Annotated in this window: 11 protein-coding genes, 1 tRNA gene and 1 pseudogene; 12 read left to right on the top strand and 1 reads right to left on the bottom strand. The window is 65.9% G+C overall.

Features of this window, described 5'->3' with window-relative positions:
* The first annotated feature begins 357 nt into the window (after positions 1–357).
* The 10 genes and pseudogenes from XI04_RS24230 (at position 358) to XI04_RS24185 (ending at position 12500) form a co-directional block, all read left to right on the top strand.
* Positions 358–1842 carry an efflux transporter outer membrane subunit gene (locus XI04_RS24230; protein WP_085968199.1) on the top strand — a complete coding sequence of 495 codons (1485 nt, stop codon included), beginning with the start codon at positions 358–360 and terminating at the stop codon, positions 1840–1842.
* Complete coding sequence (locus tag XI04_RS24225; protein ID WP_038946731.1) at positions 1832–3235, top strand: efflux RND transporter periplasmic adaptor subunit; 1404 nt, start codon at positions 1832–1834, stop codon at positions 3233–3235. The genes XI04_RS24230 and XI04_RS24225 overlap by 11 nt, the downstream gene beginning before the upstream one ends.
* A gap of 37 nt (positions 3236–3272) precedes the next feature.
* Positions 3273–6422: an efflux RND transporter permease subunit gene (locus tag XI04_RS24220; RefSeq protein WP_038946732.1), complete on the top strand. Its 3150-nt coding sequence runs from the start codon at positions 3273–3275 to the stop codon at positions 6420–6422.
* Positions 6422–9526, top strand: coding sequence for an efflux RND transporter permease subunit (locus tag XI04_RS24215; RefSeq protein WP_038946733.1), 3105 nt, complete (start codon positions 6422–6424; stop codon positions 9524–9526). The genes XI04_RS24220 and XI04_RS24215 overlap by 1 nt, the downstream gene beginning before the upstream one ends.
* 37 nt (positions 9527–9563) lie before the next feature.
* A complete protein-coding gene (locus tag XI04_RS24210) occupies positions 9564–10298 on the top strand; it encodes a tRNA-uridine aminocarboxypropyltransferase (RefSeq protein WP_271609170.1) in 735 nt (244 codons plus the stop codon).
* 199 nt (positions 10299–10497) lie between these two features.
* Complete coding sequence (locus tag XI04_RS24205) at positions 10498–11214, top strand: ABC transporter permease (protein ID WP_249162462.1); 717 nt, start codon at positions 10498–10500, stop codon at positions 11212–11214.
* Between the two features lie 161 nt (positions 11215–11375).
* Positions 11376–11495, top strand: a pseudogene (locus tag XI04_RS38885) (ATP-binding cassette domain-containing protein); the annotation flags it as partial.
* A 133-nt stretch (positions 11496–11628) separates the two neighbouring features.
* The gene (locus XI04_RS24195) at positions 11629–11982 is read left to right on the top strand and encodes a hypothetical protein (RefSeq protein WP_271623794.1); all 354 of its coding nucleotides are present in this window, start codon (positions 11629–11631) and stop codon (positions 11980–11982) included.
* Between the two features lie 97 nt (positions 11983–12079).
* Positions 12080–12153, top strand: a tRNA-Cys gene (locus tag XI04_RS24190).
* 200 nt (positions 12154–12353) lie between these two features.
* Positions 12354–12500 (top strand): hypothetical protein, encoded by a 147-nt coding sequence (locus tag XI04_RS24185; protein WP_162832223.1) that lies wholly within the window; start codon positions 12354–12356, stop codon positions 12498–12500.
* A gap of 76 nt (positions 12501–12576) precedes the next feature.
* Here XI04_RS24185 and XI04_RS24180 read toward each other — a convergent pair whose 3' ends face one another.
* On the bottom strand, positions 12577–12774 hold the full coding sequence (locus tag XI04_RS24180; protein ID WP_271609171.1) for a hypothetical protein: 198 nt from the start codon (positions 12772–12774) through the stop codon (positions 12577–12579).
* A 261-nt stretch (positions 12775–13035) separates the two neighbouring features.
* On the opposite strand from XI04_RS24180, the gene XI04_RS24175 reads away from it, so the two are divergent.
* Both XI04_RS24175 and XI04_RS24170 read left to right on the top strand, forming a co-directional pair.
* Positions 13036–13296, top strand: coding sequence for a hypothetical protein (locus tag XI04_RS24175; protein WP_015686208.1), 261 nt, complete (start codon positions 13036–13038; stop codon positions 13294–13296).
* 1269 nt (positions 13297–14565) lie between these two features.
* Complete coding sequence (locus XI04_RS24170) at positions 14566–15729, top strand: PspA/IM30 family protein (RefSeq protein WP_028144700.1); 1164 nt, start codon at positions 14566–14568, stop codon at positions 15727–15729.
* Position 15730 lies beyond the last annotated feature (1 nt).

Genomic DNA, 15730 nt, shown 5'->3' with positions numbered 1-15730 from the left:
ACGACTGAACCGACGCCGCGGGGGCTGGTGCGGTCGGATGGAAAGGCTCAGATGCCACTGTGGCAGCAATAACACATGAAATCTTGGTAAGCTTGATCGCGTATCCCAATGTTTCAGAATGAGAGAAATCCCTGCGAGACAGTCACTTTTCGAATTCATATCGGCTCGATCGCACCTGATTGGCGTGGCCATCTCGCAACTGCGGGACTGTCCCGCTGGTCAGCGCACGGCTAGTATGATTTTCGAGGTTCCGCAGAAAGCACCGCCCGCTGTGAACGAGTTGTCCAAAGCCCCCCGACTGCCCCGCCGCGAATCGGCTAATCCGGCTGCGCGGCGGTTCGATCTGCCCGGCGGGGGATGGATGTGACAGAGGATGTTCCTGCGATCGCCATGCGGCGGTCTGAAGGTTCTGCATCCCGGACGCTGCGCGCGGCGCGCTGGATTGCGGTGTTGTGCCTTGCCGCCGGTTCGGGTGCTTGCGTGCTGACCCAGGACCTTCCCGATCCCGCCCTCGACGTTCCCACGCAGTACAAATATGCGGGCAAGGGTGATGCGCCGCCGTCACTGGATTGGTGGCGCGGGTTCCGCTCCGCGGAGCTGACGCAGCTGATGGAGGAGGCGCAGACCGTGAACCTCGACATCGCCGCCGCCGTTGCGCGCATCGTCCAGGCCGACGCCCAGGCGCGGCAGGCGGGTGCGGCGCTGCTGCCGAGCGTGTCGACAGGCGGATCGGAAACCTATTCGCGCACTTCGGGCTCCAGCGCGTCCGGCCTCTCCATCGGCGGGCGCGAGGTCGTCAATTACTCGGCATCGCTGAGCGCGAGCTACCAGCTCGACTTCTGGGGCCAGAATCGCGACGCGCTGCAGACAGCGGAGGAGACCGCGAACGCCAACCGCTTCGATCGCGACACGGTCGCGCTAACGACGCTGGCGGCCGTCGCCAATGCCTATTTCCAGGTGCTGGCCTCGCAGGATCGCATCAGGACCTCACAGCGCAACATTGCGAGCGCGCAGCGCATCCTCGATGCGGTCAGGGAGCGGCGCAAGGCCGGCACCGGCACCGATCTCGACGTCGCCCAGCAGGAGAGTGTGCTTGCCAACCAGAAGGCCCTGGTGCCGCCGCTGCGCCAGACGCTCGACCAGAACGTCAACGCACTCGCCGTGCTGGTCTCGCGCCCGCCGGAGAGCGTGCGCGTGCTCGGCGGCTCGCTGGACCGGATCGCAATCCCGCGCGTGACGCCCGGCCTGCCGTCGGAGCTCCTGACGCAGCGGCCCGACATCCGCCGGCAGGAGGCGCAGCTCGCCTCGGCGACGGCGAATATCGGCAATGCCCGTGCTCAGTTCTTTCCGACCATCCAGCTCACCGGCAATGGCGGCTATCAGAGTTCGGCCTTGGTCTCGCTGTTCCAGCCCCATGCGGCCTTCTTCCAGCTCGTCGGCAGCGCCACGCAGCCGATCTTCGACGGCGGCAAGATCCTCGGCAATTTCGAGTTCGCCAAGGCGCGGCAGGACGAATTGCTCCAGACCTACCGCAAGACCATCATCCAGTCGTTTGCCGACGTCGACAATGCGCTGTTCTCGATCAAGCAAACCACGATCAAGCTGCAATTGCAGCGCGACGTCGTCGTCGCCTCGCGCCGCGCCTTCGATCTCTCCGAGCAGCAATTGCGCGCCGGCACCGCCGACATCGTGACCGTGCTCAACACTCAATTGACCCTGTTCCAGGCGGAAGACGCGCTGTCACAGGCGCAACTGGCCCGCTTGCTCGCCATCGTCAGCCTGTATCAGGCGCTCGGCGGCGGCTGGGAGCCGCGAATGGAGAAACCGGTCAATGCTCTTTAAGCCGGATACGAAGGACGCGAAGGAGGGGACGGCGAAGAAGTCGCGCGGCCGCGGCTTCATCATGACCCTGATCACGCTCGCGATCCTCGGCGGCCTGTTCTATCTCGGCTGGACTGCCACGCATCAGCAGCAGGCCAACAACCGCAACAACCAGAGGCTCGATCTGCCGGTGCCCGTGCTCGCGGCCACGCCCCGCGTTCAGGACGTTCCGGTCTATCTCGACGGCGTCGGCGCGATCCGCGCGCTCAACACCGTGACCGTGCGCTCGCAGGTCGACGGCAAGCTGATCGCCGTGAACTTCACCGAGGGCCAGGACGTCAAGAAGGGCGACGTGCTCGGCGAAATCGATCCTGCGCTCTATCAGGCCACCTACGACCAGGCGGTCGCCAAGAAGGCGCAGGACCAGGCCCAGCTCGCCAACCAGCGCATCGACCTGACACGGTACGAGCAGCTCGCTGCCTCCAACGCCGGCTCCAAGCAGCAGGCCGACACCCAGCGCGCGCTGGTCGCGCAGACCGAGGCGCTGGTCAAGGCCGACCAGGCTGCGATCGACAACGCGGCGGCGACGCTGAGCTACACCAAGATCGTGGCGCCGCTCTCGGGGCGAGCCGGCCTGCGCCAGGTCGATCAGGGCAACATCATCCACGCCTCCGACACCACGGGCCTCGTGGTGATCACGCAATTGCAGCCGATCGCGGTGTGGTTCAGCCTGCCGCAGCAACAGATCATGCGCGTCAACGCCGCGGCCGCCAAGGGCACGCTCGCGGTCGACGTGTTCGGCAATGATGGCATCACCGTGATCGATACCGGCAAGCTCACCGGCATCGACAACCAGGTCGACCAGACCACCGGCACGCTCAAGCTCAAGGCGGAATTTCCCAACGCCAACTACCAGCTCTGGCCGGGCCAGTTCGTCAATGTCCGTCTCAAGGTCGAGACGCTGATGCAGGCGCTGGTGGTGCCGACATCAGCCGTGCAGCGCGGCCCGATCGGAACGTTCAGCTATGTCATCGGCGATGACAATATCGTCTCGGCCAAGCCTGTGACGGTGACCCAGCAGAACGAGCATGACGCCGTGATCGCCAGCGGCCTGTCGGCGACCGACAGGGTCGTCACCACGGGCTTTGCCAATCTGTCCGACGGCTCCAAGGTGACCGTCGGCCGCGACGACCAGACCCCGTCGGCTGATCTTGCCCCGCGCAAGCGCTCGCGCGGGCCCGACGCCCAGAAGAAGGATGGTGCCAAGGAAGGGCAGAAGGAGCACCAGAAGGACGGACAGGGTAAGGACGGCGAGTTCCGCGCCAAGCGCAAGAGCAGCGAAGGCGACCAAAAAGGACAGACCGGGCCGGCTCCAGGTCCGGGGGCATCGGGAAGTGGAGCCAAGCAGCCATGATCCCGACAACAGCCGCTTGAAGCGGCAGGCAGATCCCATGGGTGTCTCCGAACCCTTCATCCGCCGTCCGATCGCGACCTCGCTGCTCGGCATCGCGCTGCTGATCGGCGGGCTGCTGGGCTATTTCGCGCTGCCGGTCTCGGCGCTGCCGCAGGTCGATTTCCCGACCGTGCAGGTGACGACGCAGCTTCCGGGCGCGAGCCCCGACGTGATCGCCTCGCTGATCACGGCGCCCTTGGAGCGGCAGCTCGGGCAGATCCCGTCGCTGTCGGCGATGAACTCGACCAGCTCGTTCGGCGTCAGCCAGATCTCGCTGCAGTTCGATCTCAACCGCGACATCGACGGTGCGACCCAGGACGTGCAGGCCGCGATCAACGCCGCGGCGGGCGTGCTGCCCAAGACGCTGCCGTATCCGCCGACCTACGCCAAGGTGAACCCCGCGGACGCGCCTGTCATGACGCTGGCGCTGCGCTCCGACACCATCTCGCTGCGGGCGATGAGCGACATCGCCGACACGCTTCTGGCGCAACGGCTGAGCCAGATCTCCGGCGTCGGACGGGTCTCGGTGCTCGGCGGGCTGAAACCGGCCGTGCGCATCCAGGCCGATCTGGCGCGGCTTGCCGCCTACGGCATCGCCATGGAAGATCTGCGCACCGCAATCGCCAATGCCAACGTCTCCGGGCCGAAAGGCTCGCTCGACGGCGCGCAGCAATCCTACATCATCGCGGCCAACGACCAGATCGCCGCCGCCGACGCCTACAAGCCCGTCATCATCGCCTACCGCAACGGCTCGCCGGTCACCATCGCCGACGTCGCGCAGATCGTCGATGGCCTCGAGAACGACCGCACCGGCGGCTGGTACCAGGGCACGCCCGCCGTCATAATCGACATCCAGCGCCAGCCCGGTGCCAACGTGATCGACGTCGTCAGCCAGATCCGCGCCGAAATCCCCAAAGTGCAGCGCGCGATCCCGGCCGGTGTGAACCTCACCATCGTGTCCGATCGCACCGTGACCATCCGCGCCTCGGTCCACGACGTGCAGTTCACGCTGGTCCTCAGTGTCGTGCTGGTGACGCTGGTGGTGCTGCTGTTCCTGCGCTCGCTGCGGGCGACCCTGATCGCCGGCGTGGCGCTGCCGCTGTCGCTGATCACCAGCTTCGGCATCATGTATTTCGCCGGCTTCAGCCTCGACAATTTGTCGCTTATGGCGCTCACGATCGGCACCGGCTTCGTGGTCGACGACGCCATCGTCATGATCGAGAATATCGTCCGCCACATGGAGAATGGCGACGGGCCGATGGAGGCCTCGCTGAAGGGCGCCAGCGAGATCGGCTTCACCGTGATCTCGCTGACGGTGTCGCTGATCGCGGTGTTCATCCCGCTGCTGTTCATGTCCGGCCTCGTCGGGCGCATGTTCCGCGAGTTCGCGCTGACCTTGACGATCGCGGTTGTGACCTCGGCCGTGGTCTCGCTGACGCTCACGCCGATGATGTGCTCGCGCCTGCTCAAGCATGCTCATGAGGAGCTGGCGGTGCCGGGCCTCGCCGCCATCAGCCGCTTCATCGACCGCACCGTCGAGGCCTATCACCGGACGCTGCTGGTGGTTTTGCAGCACCAGCGGACTACGCTGGTCGTGACCTTCGCCACGCTGATTGCGACCCTCGTCCTCTACGTCGTTGCCCCAAAAGGCTTCCTGCCGCTGCAGGACACCGCCTCGATCACGGCGGTGACGGAGGCCGGGCCGGACGTGTCGTTTGCCGAGATGCAGAAGCGGCAGGGCGAGGTCGCCGACACCATCAAGGCGGACCCTGACGTGGTCGGCGTGGTCTCGGTGATCGGCGCTGGCTCGGTCAATCCGACCACCAATGTCGGCCGTCTCGTCATGACCTTGAAGCCGCGCGGCGAGCGGCGGGACGATGTCAGCGTGGTCGTGACCCGGCTGAAGCAGCGGGTGGCGGGCATTCCCGGCATGACCGTCTATTTCCAGCCGGTGCAGGACGTGCAGATCTCGACCCAGTCGAGCCGCTCGCAATACCAGTACACGCTGACCGGCACCGATGCGGCGCTGGTGTCGGAATGGGCGCGCAAGCTGGTTACGGAGATGCGGCGCGATCCCCTGTTCCGCGACGTCTCCTCGGAGGCGCAGGAGGGCGGATTGCGGGCGCAACTCGACGTCGATCGCACCCGCGCGGGCCAGCTCGGCGTCAGCCTGCAAGGCATCACCGATACGCTCAACGACGCCTTCGCGCAGCGCCAGATCTCGACCATCTACGGCCAGGCCAACCAGTACCGCGTGGTGCTCGAGGCGCTGCCGATGTACCAGCGCGATCCCTCGATCCTTTCAAAACTCTATCTGCCGGGCGCCGCGAGCGCGACCGCCGGCGCGCCCAACGCCCAGGTGCCGCTGTCGGCCGTGGCGACGCTGAAGCGCACCACCGCGCCGCTCGCGATCTCGCACCAGGCGCAATTCCCGTCCGTGTCGCTCAGCTTCAACCTCGCGCCGGGCGCCGCGCTCGGCGATGCCGTCGACGCCGTCAAAGCGATCGAGACCCGGATCGAAATGCCCAACAGCATCGTCGGCGTCTATGCCGGCGATGCCGCCGAGTTCGCCAAGGCGCTGGCGGGACAACCCTGGCTGCTGCTCGCGGCCGTGATCACGATCTACATCGTGCTCGGCGTGCTCTATGAGAGCTACATCCACCCGATCACGATCCTGTCGACGCTGCCCTCGGCCGGCGTCGGGGCGATCCTGGCGCTGGTGTTGTGCGGGCAGGACCTCTCGGTGATCGGCCTGATCGGCATCATCCTGCTGATGGGCATCGTCAAGAAGAACGCGATCATGATGATCGACTTCGCGCTCGAGGCCGAACGCGGGCAGGGCATGTCGCCCAACGAGGCGATCGTGCAGGCCTGCCTGTTGCGCTTCCGTCCGATCATGATGACGACGCTGGCGGCGCTGTTCGGCGCCTTGCCGCTGGCGATCGAGAGCGGCACCGGCGCCGAGCTGCGCTTTCCGCTCGGCATCTCCATCATCGGCGGCCTGCTGCTCAGCCAATTGCTGACGCTCTACACCACGCCCGTGATCTACCTCGCGCTCGACCGCATCAACCGCCGCCTCGAGCAGGCGCTGCCGCCCGCCGAATCCGGCGGACCACCGGTCGCGGGCGCGACCGAGGGGATGCAGTGATGGCATCGATCTCGGAGCCCTTCATCCGCCGCCCGGTTGCCACCACGCTGCTGTCGATCGGGTTGTTCCTGCTGGGTGTGGTCGCCTACGATTTCCTTCCCGTCGCCTCGGTCCCGAACGTCGACTTTCCCGCCATCTTCGTCTCGGCCAGCCGGCCCGGCGCCGACCCGTCGGTGATGGCGGCCACGGTGGCTTCACCCCTGGAGCGGCGGCTCGGCGAGATCTCGGGCATCAACCAGATCACCTCGACCTCGACGCTCGGCAATACCAGCATCCAGCTCCAGTTCGACATCGGCCGCAACATCGACAAGGCCGCGCGCGACGTGCAGGCAGCGATCAACGCCGCGATGGTCGACTTGCCGAGCGACCTGCCGACGCTGCCGCGCTTCCGCAAGGCCAACACCGCCGGCGCGCCCGTCTTCGTGCTGGCGCTGACCTCCAAGACGCTATCCGCCAGCGCGATTTACGACGTCGCCGACACGGTGCTGGCGCAGCGCATCTCGCAGGTGCCTGGAGTCGGCGACGTCACGGTATCAGGCGCCGACCAGCCAGCCGTGCGGGTCCAGCTCAACCCCGTCGCGCTGTCGAACGCCGGCATCGCCACCGACGACGTCAGGACCGCGATCGTCAACGCCAACCCGCTCGGCCCCGTCGGCATCTTCAACGGCGAGCGCCAGAGCGAGACGCTGGCCCTCAACAAGCAGATGCGCACGGCGAAAGAGTTCCGCGACATCGTCATCAAGAGCGCCAACGGCAATTTCGTGCGGCTGTCCGACGTCGCCGACATCGAGGATTCCGTCCGCAACGCCCGCTCGATCGCCTGGTTCAACAAGCAGCCGGCGGTGCTGATCCAGATCACCAAGCAGGGCGATGCCAACGTCATCGATACCGTCGACAGGGTAAAGGCGCTGGTCCCCCAGCTGAAGCAGTGGATTCCGGCCGGCGTCGAGATCTCCACCCTGGTCGACCGCACCGGGACGATCCGCGCCAGCGTGCTTGACATGCAATGGACATTGCTGGCGACCGCGGTCCTGGTGATGGTCGTGGTGTTCGTGTTCCTGCGCAGGCTGACGCCGACGATCGCGGCCGGCATCTCGGTGCCGCTGGCGCTGGCCGGAACCTGCGCCGGCATGTGGGTCGCGGGCTTCTCGATCGACAATCTGTCGCTGATGGCGCTCGCGATCTCGGTCGGTTTCGTGGTCGACGACGCCATCGTCATGATCGAGAACATGTATCGCAATCTCGAGCACGGCATGCGGCCGCTTCGGGCGGCGCTGGAGGGCGCGAGGCAGATCGGCTTCACGGTGGTCTCGATCAGCCTGTCGCTGATCGCGGCGTTCACGCCGCTGATCTTCATGGACGGCATCGTCGGTCGCCTCTTGCGCGAATTCTCGCTGACGCTGACCTTCGCCATCCTGGTCTCGACGCTGGTGTCGCTGACGGTGACGCCGATGATCTGCGCCCATTACATCCGGCAGGCTACGTCCGGCACGGCGACGCTGTTCGACCGCATCATCGAGGGCTCGCTGACGCGCATCGTCGCCTTTTACGCCCGAACCTTGCGCACCGTGCTGGACTACCCGCTGGCGACGCTGCTGGTGTTCTTCGCCACCATCGGTCTCACCGTGACGCTCTACATCAAGGTCCCCAAGGGCTATTTCCCGACCGACGATTCCGGCTTCGTGATCGGAGCGACGCGCGCCTCGGCCGACATCTCGTTCCAGTCGATGCTCGGCCTGCAGCAGCGGCTCGCCGACATCGTGATGCAGGACCCGGCCGTGGCCGGCATCGGCTCGACCGTCGGCGCCGGAGGCGGGCCGGGGGGAGCGACCTCGAACCGCGGCGTCATGTATATCAGCCTGAAGCCGCCGGAGGAGCGCGACCACGTCTCGACGCAGGTCGTGATCGACCGTCTGAGGCGCGCGCTGTATCCCGTGCCCGGCATCCGCCTCTTCATGTTCGCCGCCCAGGACGTCCGCGCCGGCGGGCGGCAGAGCGATTCCGACTACCAGTACACGCTGACCAGCACCGACCTCGGTCTGCTGCAGAAATGGGCGCCGATCGTGGCCAAGCGCATGGAGAGCGTCGAGGGCATCACCGACATCTCCAGCGACCGCGATCCCGGCGGGCTTCAGCTCACGCTCGCGATCGACCGCCAGAAGGCCTCGGCGCTCGGCGTCAGGGTCCAGGATATCGATAATGCGCTGAACAACGCCTTTTCTCAGCGGCAGATCTCGATCATCTACACCCAGCGCAACCAGTACATGACCGTGTTGGAGATCGATCCGAAATTCCAGGTCGATCCCTCCAATCTCGAGCGCATCTACGTCGCCGGTGCGGGCGACGCGCAGGTGCCGCTGTCGGCCGTGGTGCACGCGACGCGTGGGTTGGCCGCGCTCGCGGTCTATCACTCGCAGTCGTTTCCCTCGACCACGGTGTCGTTCAACCTGCTGCCGGACGTGCAGCTTCAGGCAGCGACCCAGAACATCCAGCGGGCGGTGGAGGAACTGCACATGCCCGAAGGCATCCGCGGCAGCTTCGACGGCAATGCCGGCGACTTCGCCAAGACCAGCGGCCGGCAGCCGCTGCTGATCCTCGGCGCGCTGGTGGCGATGTATATCGTGCTCGGGGTGCTCTATGAGAGCCTCGCCCATCCGCTCACGATCATCTCGACGCTGCCCTCGGCCGGGCTCGGTGCGCTGCTCGCCCTGCAGCTCACCAACACACCGCTGACGGTGATCGCCTTCGTCGGCATCATCCTGTTGATCGGCATCGTCAAGAAGAACGGCATCATGATGGTGGATTTCGCGCTCGACGCCGAGCGCCAGCGCGGCCTGTCCTCGGCGGAGGCGATCTTCGAGGCCTGCCAGGCGCGCTTCCGCCCGATCCTGATGACGACCATGGCGGCGCTGTTCGCCGGCATTCCGCTCGTGGTCGCGACCGGCCCCGGCACCGAGCTGCGCCGTCCGCTCGGCATCACCATCATCGGCGGCCTGTTCGTCTCGCAGATCCTGACGCTCTACACCACGCCCGTGATCTACCTCTTGATCGACCGCCTGCGGCGGCGGTCGGAGCCGCGTCCGGTGCCTGCGCCGGCGGAATAGGTTGTTGAAGCGCCGCATCAAGCGTATAGCGGCGCCCATGTCGAACCCGCCAGATATTGCCGCCGCCGATCCGATCCCCGAGTGCCCGCATTGCCAGAAGCCGATGCCGCTGTGCATCTGCGACAGCGTCACGCCGATTGAAAAGAGCCGCCTCGGGCTCCTGATCCTGCAGCATCCGCAGGAGCAGGACAGGGCGCTCGGCACCGCGCGGCTGCTGGCCCGGCATTTTGCCGATGCCACAGTGCGGGTCGGCCTGTCCTGGCCGAGCCTTTCCAAGGCGCTGGGACGGCCGGTCGAGAACGCCTCGCATTGGGCCGTGCTCTATCTCGGCTCGGCCCGCGCCGCCGATCTCGAAGCGGAAGGCGAGATCGTCGCGCTCAACCGCAAGGCCGAGGTCGCGGAGAACCAGCGCGGAATCCTCGGCAAGCTCGAAGGAATCGTGCTGCTCGACGGCACCTGGAGCCAGGCCAAGGCGCTGTGGTGGCGCAATCCCTGGATGCTCAAATGCCAGCGCGTGATCCTCAACCCGGCGCATCCCTCGCGCTATGGGCGTCTGCGCAAGGAGCCGCGCAAGGACGGGCTCTCCACGATCGAGGCTGCGGCGACGATTCTCGCCGGGCTCGAGCGGCGTCCTGACATCGCCGAGACGCTGAATGCGAGCTTTGAACGCCTGTTAACACGCTACCGCGAGGTCCAGGCCGAGATGCCGGAATTGGCGCCCAAGCCTGCCCCGAAGGGCCGGCGCGACTTCCGGCGGCGCAAACGAGCCTGACTTCGGCCCAGTTCATCTGTACGGTCGATTGCACCGCGAGGGCCGGGCGTCTAGAGACGATCGGCCGACACCGGTTGCGATCTGCTCTCCTGTTGCGGCATCGGAGAGCGAGAACCTGAGGGGCAGTCGAATTCAGCTCGCAGCGAAGGAAATTCTGGCACAGGCGGCGCGGCCCGATCGTTGGGGCACGCTCGCGCTGATGGACATTTCGCTGCGCTACCGCAGGACCGTGATCGGCCCACTCTGGATCACGCTGACGCTGGCCGCGACGATCGCAAGTGTCGGCACCGTCTATGCGGCGCTGTTCAAGCAGGACATCGCCACCTTCCTGCCGTCCTTCGCGGTCGGCCTGATCGTCTGGACCCTGATCGCCACGACGCTCCAGGAGGGCTCCAACATCTTCGTGGCGTCCGGCCATCTCATCAAGGCGGTGCCGGCGCCGCTGATCGTTCATATCCTCCAGATGATCGCGCGCAACGTCCTCATCTTCGCGCATCATTTGGTGATCGTCGTGCTGCTCTATGTCGTGATGCCCTGGCCGCTGCACTGGAGCATGCTGCTCGCGCTGCCCGGGTTTGCGATCCTGTTCCTCGCGCTGCTCGGCGGCTCGGTCGCACTCGGCATGCTCTGCGCGCGTTTTCGCGACATTGGTTCGGCGATCGTCAGCGGCCTGCAATTTGTCTTCTTTCTCACGCCGATCATCTGGACCGAGGACAGCGCGCGCGGCACCGCGTTTCACTGGCTGACGCGGGTCAATCCGTTCGCGACGCTGCTCGATCTGGTGCGGCGGCCGCTGTTGTCGCAGCCGACCGATGCGGAGCAATGGCTGTTAGGGGCCCTCTATGCGATCGTCGTGGCCGTCATCGGCCTCGGCTGCTACGCAAAATACCGCCATCGCGTGGCGTATTGGCTGTGATGCGCATGACCACCACGGCCCACATCGTGCTACGCGACGTCTCGGTCACGTTTCCAGTGCTGTCGTTTCGCGACCGCTCGCTGCGCAGCCGGTTCGTCGGCGCCGTGACGCTGCGCCGGAAGGCGGCGGTCTCGCACCTCATCACGGCGTTGAACGAGGTCAGCCTCGATATCCGCGCCGGCGACCGCCTCGCCATCATCGGCGCCAATGGTGCCGGCAAGACCACACTGCTGCGGGTTCTCGCCGGCATCTATCATCCGACGGCGGGCAGCATCGACGTGCGCGGCCGCTGCCTGTCGCTGTTCGATTTGCAGGCCGGCTTCGACGAGGAAGCGACCGGTTACGAGAACATCATGCGGCGCGGGCTCGTGATCGGCGCGCGGCGCGCCGAGATCGACGCGCGGCGGGCGGAGATTGCCGAGGTTCACCGAGCTCGGCGACCGGCTCGACCTGCCGCTGCGCACCTATTCCAGCGGCATGATGCTGCGCCTGATCTTCGCGGTCGCAACCGCGGTCGAGGGCGAGATCGTGCTGCTCGACGAATGGATCGGCGTCGGCGACCAGCAATTCCGCAAAAAGGCGCGGCAGCGATTGGATGAGATCGTCGCCCGCGCCGGCATCCTGGTGCTCGCCTCGCATGACATCGAGCTGATCCAGAGCACCTGCAACCGGGCGATCCTGCTGGAGCAGGGGAAGATCATCGCGGCCGGCGCAACCGATACGATTCTCGCGCAATATCTGGCGGGGTCCGGCGGGAAGAAGGCGTAGCGGTTCGAAGGTCCCCCTGACGGGGCGGCCTCCAGCCAAAATCGGACGAAGGCGGTTGCCTAAACCCTTCATCCCCTATATTGCTCCGGCCTTACGGGGCCACGTGGCGGAGTGGTTACGCAACGGTCTGCAAAACCGTGTACACCAGTTCAATTCTGGTCGTGGCCTCCATCATATCCCTCTGATCTCCCAGCATAATTCGATTTCGCCGCCGGCGCCGCTGATGCTGCGCGCAACGTTCTGCCGACGTGAGAGGCGGATCGATCACCGGGTTTGTCCGGAGCTCGCTGGAACCCCCGATTCACGCCCGTTGGCATAGACTTCGCATCTGCGAAGTGATGCGACCGACATCAACGAGCGCTGGAGCACCCGTGGGCGACATCGTCCGATTTGTCCCGAAATCCGAGCTGGAGCGGGCCCGCCTCATCCGCGAGGCCCGTGCGATCTATGACAGCATCTTTCCATCGGCCGCACCCGACCGGGCGCCGCAGGATGGCGAGGAACGTGTCAAGACCTGATCGTCGCGCCGCCCGATTTCCGGCGACGGCAAAACGCCCGCGAAGCGGGCGCTACGGCTCACCGTGAAAGCAGCCCTCAGCAGGCTGCGTACCATCCGTCGGGGAACGGCAGGAGGGGCCAGGCGCCCTCGTTGTCATTGGCGGCTTTGGGCGTCGCGTCAAAACTCCACGAGCGGGGCACGAACTCCTCCTCCGGCGCGGGAGCAAAGTCTTCAATGACCATGGCGTCCCGGACGGCATCCAGCAACAACTTGAATTCGGCTTCGCTTCTCATCGCACCCTCGCAGAACGCGGACGGCGCAATGTCGCAAAGCCGGTTTGTTACCCGGTTGAGCGGATCGTTCGCATTTTAACGATCCGGCGATCGGGTCCCGATTGGTTAGCGGTTTGTAAAAAATCCCCTGGGAAACTCTAGGTTCCTCCGCCGCGCCGGCAATGTGAAAGAGATCACATCCTCGGCGGTTTATTTCTCCTACCCCTTCGCATACCGGCCCGATGCAGGCTGGAGCGGGCACGGCGGAACGGGAGACTGGTCATGAAGGCGAGGTTCTTGCGGTTTGCGGGTGTGAAGAGCCGGGCGCGCCGCGCCTCCACGGTCGGGCTGTTCCTGACGCTGTTTGCTTCCGCCGCCCACGCGCAGGGGACAGCCGAACAGCGCCGGGCCTGCACGCCCGACGTCTACCGGCTCTGCGCCGGCGAAATCCCCAACGTCCGCGCCATCACGGCGTGCCTGCGGCGCAACCGCTCGAGCCTGAGCGAAGCCTGCCGCAGCGTGTTCGATCAGGCCGGCGGCTGAGGACCTGTGGATTTGTGCGCAGCAAGTGGCTCGCGCCGGCTGACGAATTCGCGATGGCGGTCCTGTGGATATGCTGCGGACAGCCTGTGGATCAACGGGGGCCGCAGCTCCCGTCACCCGGATGGGATCGCAGCGGAATCCGGCTCCTAGCCTACAAGCGGTTGCGCTGCCCGACGGGCAAAACACGCTAGCCGTGGGGCAAGACGCGCAGGCGAAAATATTCGCCTTTACAGAATTTCGGCTTTGTCGCATTGTCCCGCCACCTCACCCCGGTCAGAGGGGCGTATCGCGATCGTCACGAAACGTGGGGTGAGCTGCGGTGGACGTGGGTCACATCGGCGCGAAGGGTTTTGCAGGGCGGAGCGCCGTGAGCAAAGACCTCGCGCACACGACCGGTGTGATCGGCGTACGGCAAAATCGTGTCGTCCTGGCGCCCGGGGTCTGTGCGCCAAGTCTTGCGGTGATGTGTATTGCTCAACCGGGCAAGCGCATCAGCCATCCGCAAGGCGACGGGGGCAATAGTGCAACGCTCCCCGGGGAGAGCACGACATAAGCCGTCAAACCACTGCGCAGGGAAGGCCGGGTTGTCCTGGCTACACCTGTATGCCGCTGTGCAGCTTCTTGTCACGCAGGTTTCGCACAGTGGACCGCGGGTGCCAGCCGGCACCCGGTCTTCCCTGCGCCCTCTGACGGAGGAGGTGACGCAACGAGCAAAGCTCGGGCGAGACAAGCCGCGAGAGTGCGGTGGTGTGTCTGCGCGCTGCGGTGCGGGTTGGTGGAGAGAGGCCGTTGCGTCTCGCTCCGTCATTGCGAGCGAAGCGAAGCAATCCAGAATCCCTCCACGGAAAGACTCTGGATTGCTTCGTCGCAAGGGCTCCTCGCAATGACGGCTTGGAAAGAGCGGCGCACCCAACTCCAGTCTCGTGCCCCGGACGCAGCGCAGCGCCTCTTCGGCGGTGCGCTGCAGAGCCGGGGCCCACGCATCAGCCTGCGGCGCGGCTTCCTGGGTCCCGGCTCTGCGCTGCGCTTCGCTACGCTTGTCCGGGACACGCGAGAGTGACGCGGGCGGCAGCAGCGTTGCCGAACCCTCCCTGCATTTCGTTTCAAATTGCAACCCGCGCGTGCAAGAAGTCTTGATCGGGTGTGATCTAGGGGTGAACGCCCGGCTTGAACGTGGGTCCCTGGCACAACGACTAATAAGTAGCGTGCATGAGGGTCAGGGAAACGTGATTGCGCCTCCTCTTTCTAAAGCACCAAAATGGTGCTTTAGTGCTTTCCATGAGCCAGTCGCCCCGAAACGCGCCGTCCGCGCTGCGTTACAGGCTTGCCCCTGATTCGGCCGCCAAGGCCGCGCTGGAGGCGACGTTCAGGGCTTATGACCGCATGATGGAGATCCTCGATGAGGTCGCGCGGAGCCACAATGTCGGCTCCAATGTCGTCCTGCTGCATGCCCACGCCTATGACCCGATCCGCAAACAGACCGCGCTGCCTTCGCGCCTGGTGACGCTGGGCCTGCGTGACCGCGCCGAGTATCGCGCGGCACAGGGCCGCCGTCTGCCGCTCGACGACAAGCTCGCCAAGATCAAGGGGCCGGCCACCATCTCGATTGCGACCGTCGAGGGACGCTTCAGCGTGCCCTTCGACTATGCCGGCTATGCCGAGGGCTGGGGGCAAAGCGTGCCCGCGCGCCTCATCCGCACCGACGACGGCTTTGAAGTTCACTACGGCGTCACGCCGAACAATCTGCCAGAGGAGGAGAACGCCATGGATACCATCGCTGCCGCTCCCGAAAACTTCCTGTCCCGGGTCGGGCGCCTGATCGCCGGGATCGCCTATGACGCGATCGAGCAGGCGGAAGGCAAGAACAAGCTGAAAGTGGTCGGGCAGGCCATCCGCGAGATCGAGCGGGCCGAGAGCGAAGCGCGCGACGGGCTGGCCGCTGCGCGTGCCGAGGAGTATCGCCTCAACGCGCGCCGTACCGAGATCGAACGCGAGATGGCCGATCTCGCCCCCAAGATCGAGGGCGCGATCGCTGACAGCCGCGACGATCTCGCCCGCGCCGGCATCGCGCGGCAGATGGATCTGGAGGCGCAGTTCGATGTGCTCTCCCGGGCCATCGACGAGAACAACGAGAAGATCGAGCAATGCATCACCTCGCTGCGCGCGGTGCTGTCTGCGCTCCAGGACGCCGAGCAGCGCCGTGCCGATCTCGAAAAGAGCGAGGCGGCGGTAATCCATCAGGCCTCGACGTCATCCCGAAAACAGGGCGGCGGCTCTGCGGCAGCGAAGGCGCTGCGGGCGGGCAGGGCGGTGGCACGCGCCACCGGCGTGCCGCCGGGTATTCCCTATTCGAGCGACATCGACGAGCTCAGCACGCTGCATCGCGACAAGGAAATTGCGGCGAGGCTCGCGCGATTGAAGTCGCGCTCCTGAG

This window comes from Bradyrhizobium sp. CCBAU 11430 (genome assembly GCF_028128855.1).
GTDB lineage: Bacteria > Pseudomonadota > Alphaproteobacteria > Rhizobiales > Xanthobacteraceae > Bradyrhizobium > Bradyrhizobium ottawaense.
This window is presented reverse-complemented; position numbering and strand designations above follow the sequence as displayed.

Bases quoted from the DNA above. Each gene is read 5' to 3' on its own strand.
- XI04_RS24175 (WP_015686208.1), top strand. From the start codon at position 13,036: ATGAAGGCGAGGTTCTTGCGGTTTGCGGGTGTGAAGAGCCGGGCGCGC.
- XI04_RS24215 (WP_038946733.1), top strand. From the start codon at position 6,422: ATGGCATCGATCTCGGAGCCCTTCATCCGCCGCCCGGTTGCCACCACG.
- XI04_RS24180 (WP_271609171.1), bottom strand. From the start codon at position 12,774: ATGAGAAGCGAAGCCGAATTCAAGTTGTTGCTGGATGCCGTCCGGGAC.
- XI04_RS24205 (WP_249162462.1), top strand. From the start codon at position 10,498: ATGGACATTTCGCTGCGCTACCGCAGGACCGTGATCGGCCCACTCTGG.
- XI04_RS24220 (WP_038946732.1), top strand. From the start codon at position 3,273: ATGGGTGTCTCCGAACCCTTCATCCGCCGTCCGATCGCGACCTCGCTG.
- XI04_RS24230 (WP_085968199.1), top strand. From the start codon at position 358: ATGGATGTGACAGAGGATGTTCCTGCGATCGCCATGCGGCGGTCTGAA.
- XI04_RS24210 (WP_271609170.1), top strand. From the start codon at position 9,564: ATGTCGAACCCGCCAGATATTGCCGCCGCCGATCCGATCCCCGAGTGC.
- XI04_RS24225 (WP_038946731.1), top strand. From the start codon at position 1,832: ATGCTCTTTAAGCCGGATACGAAGGACGCGAAGGAGGGGACGGCGAAG.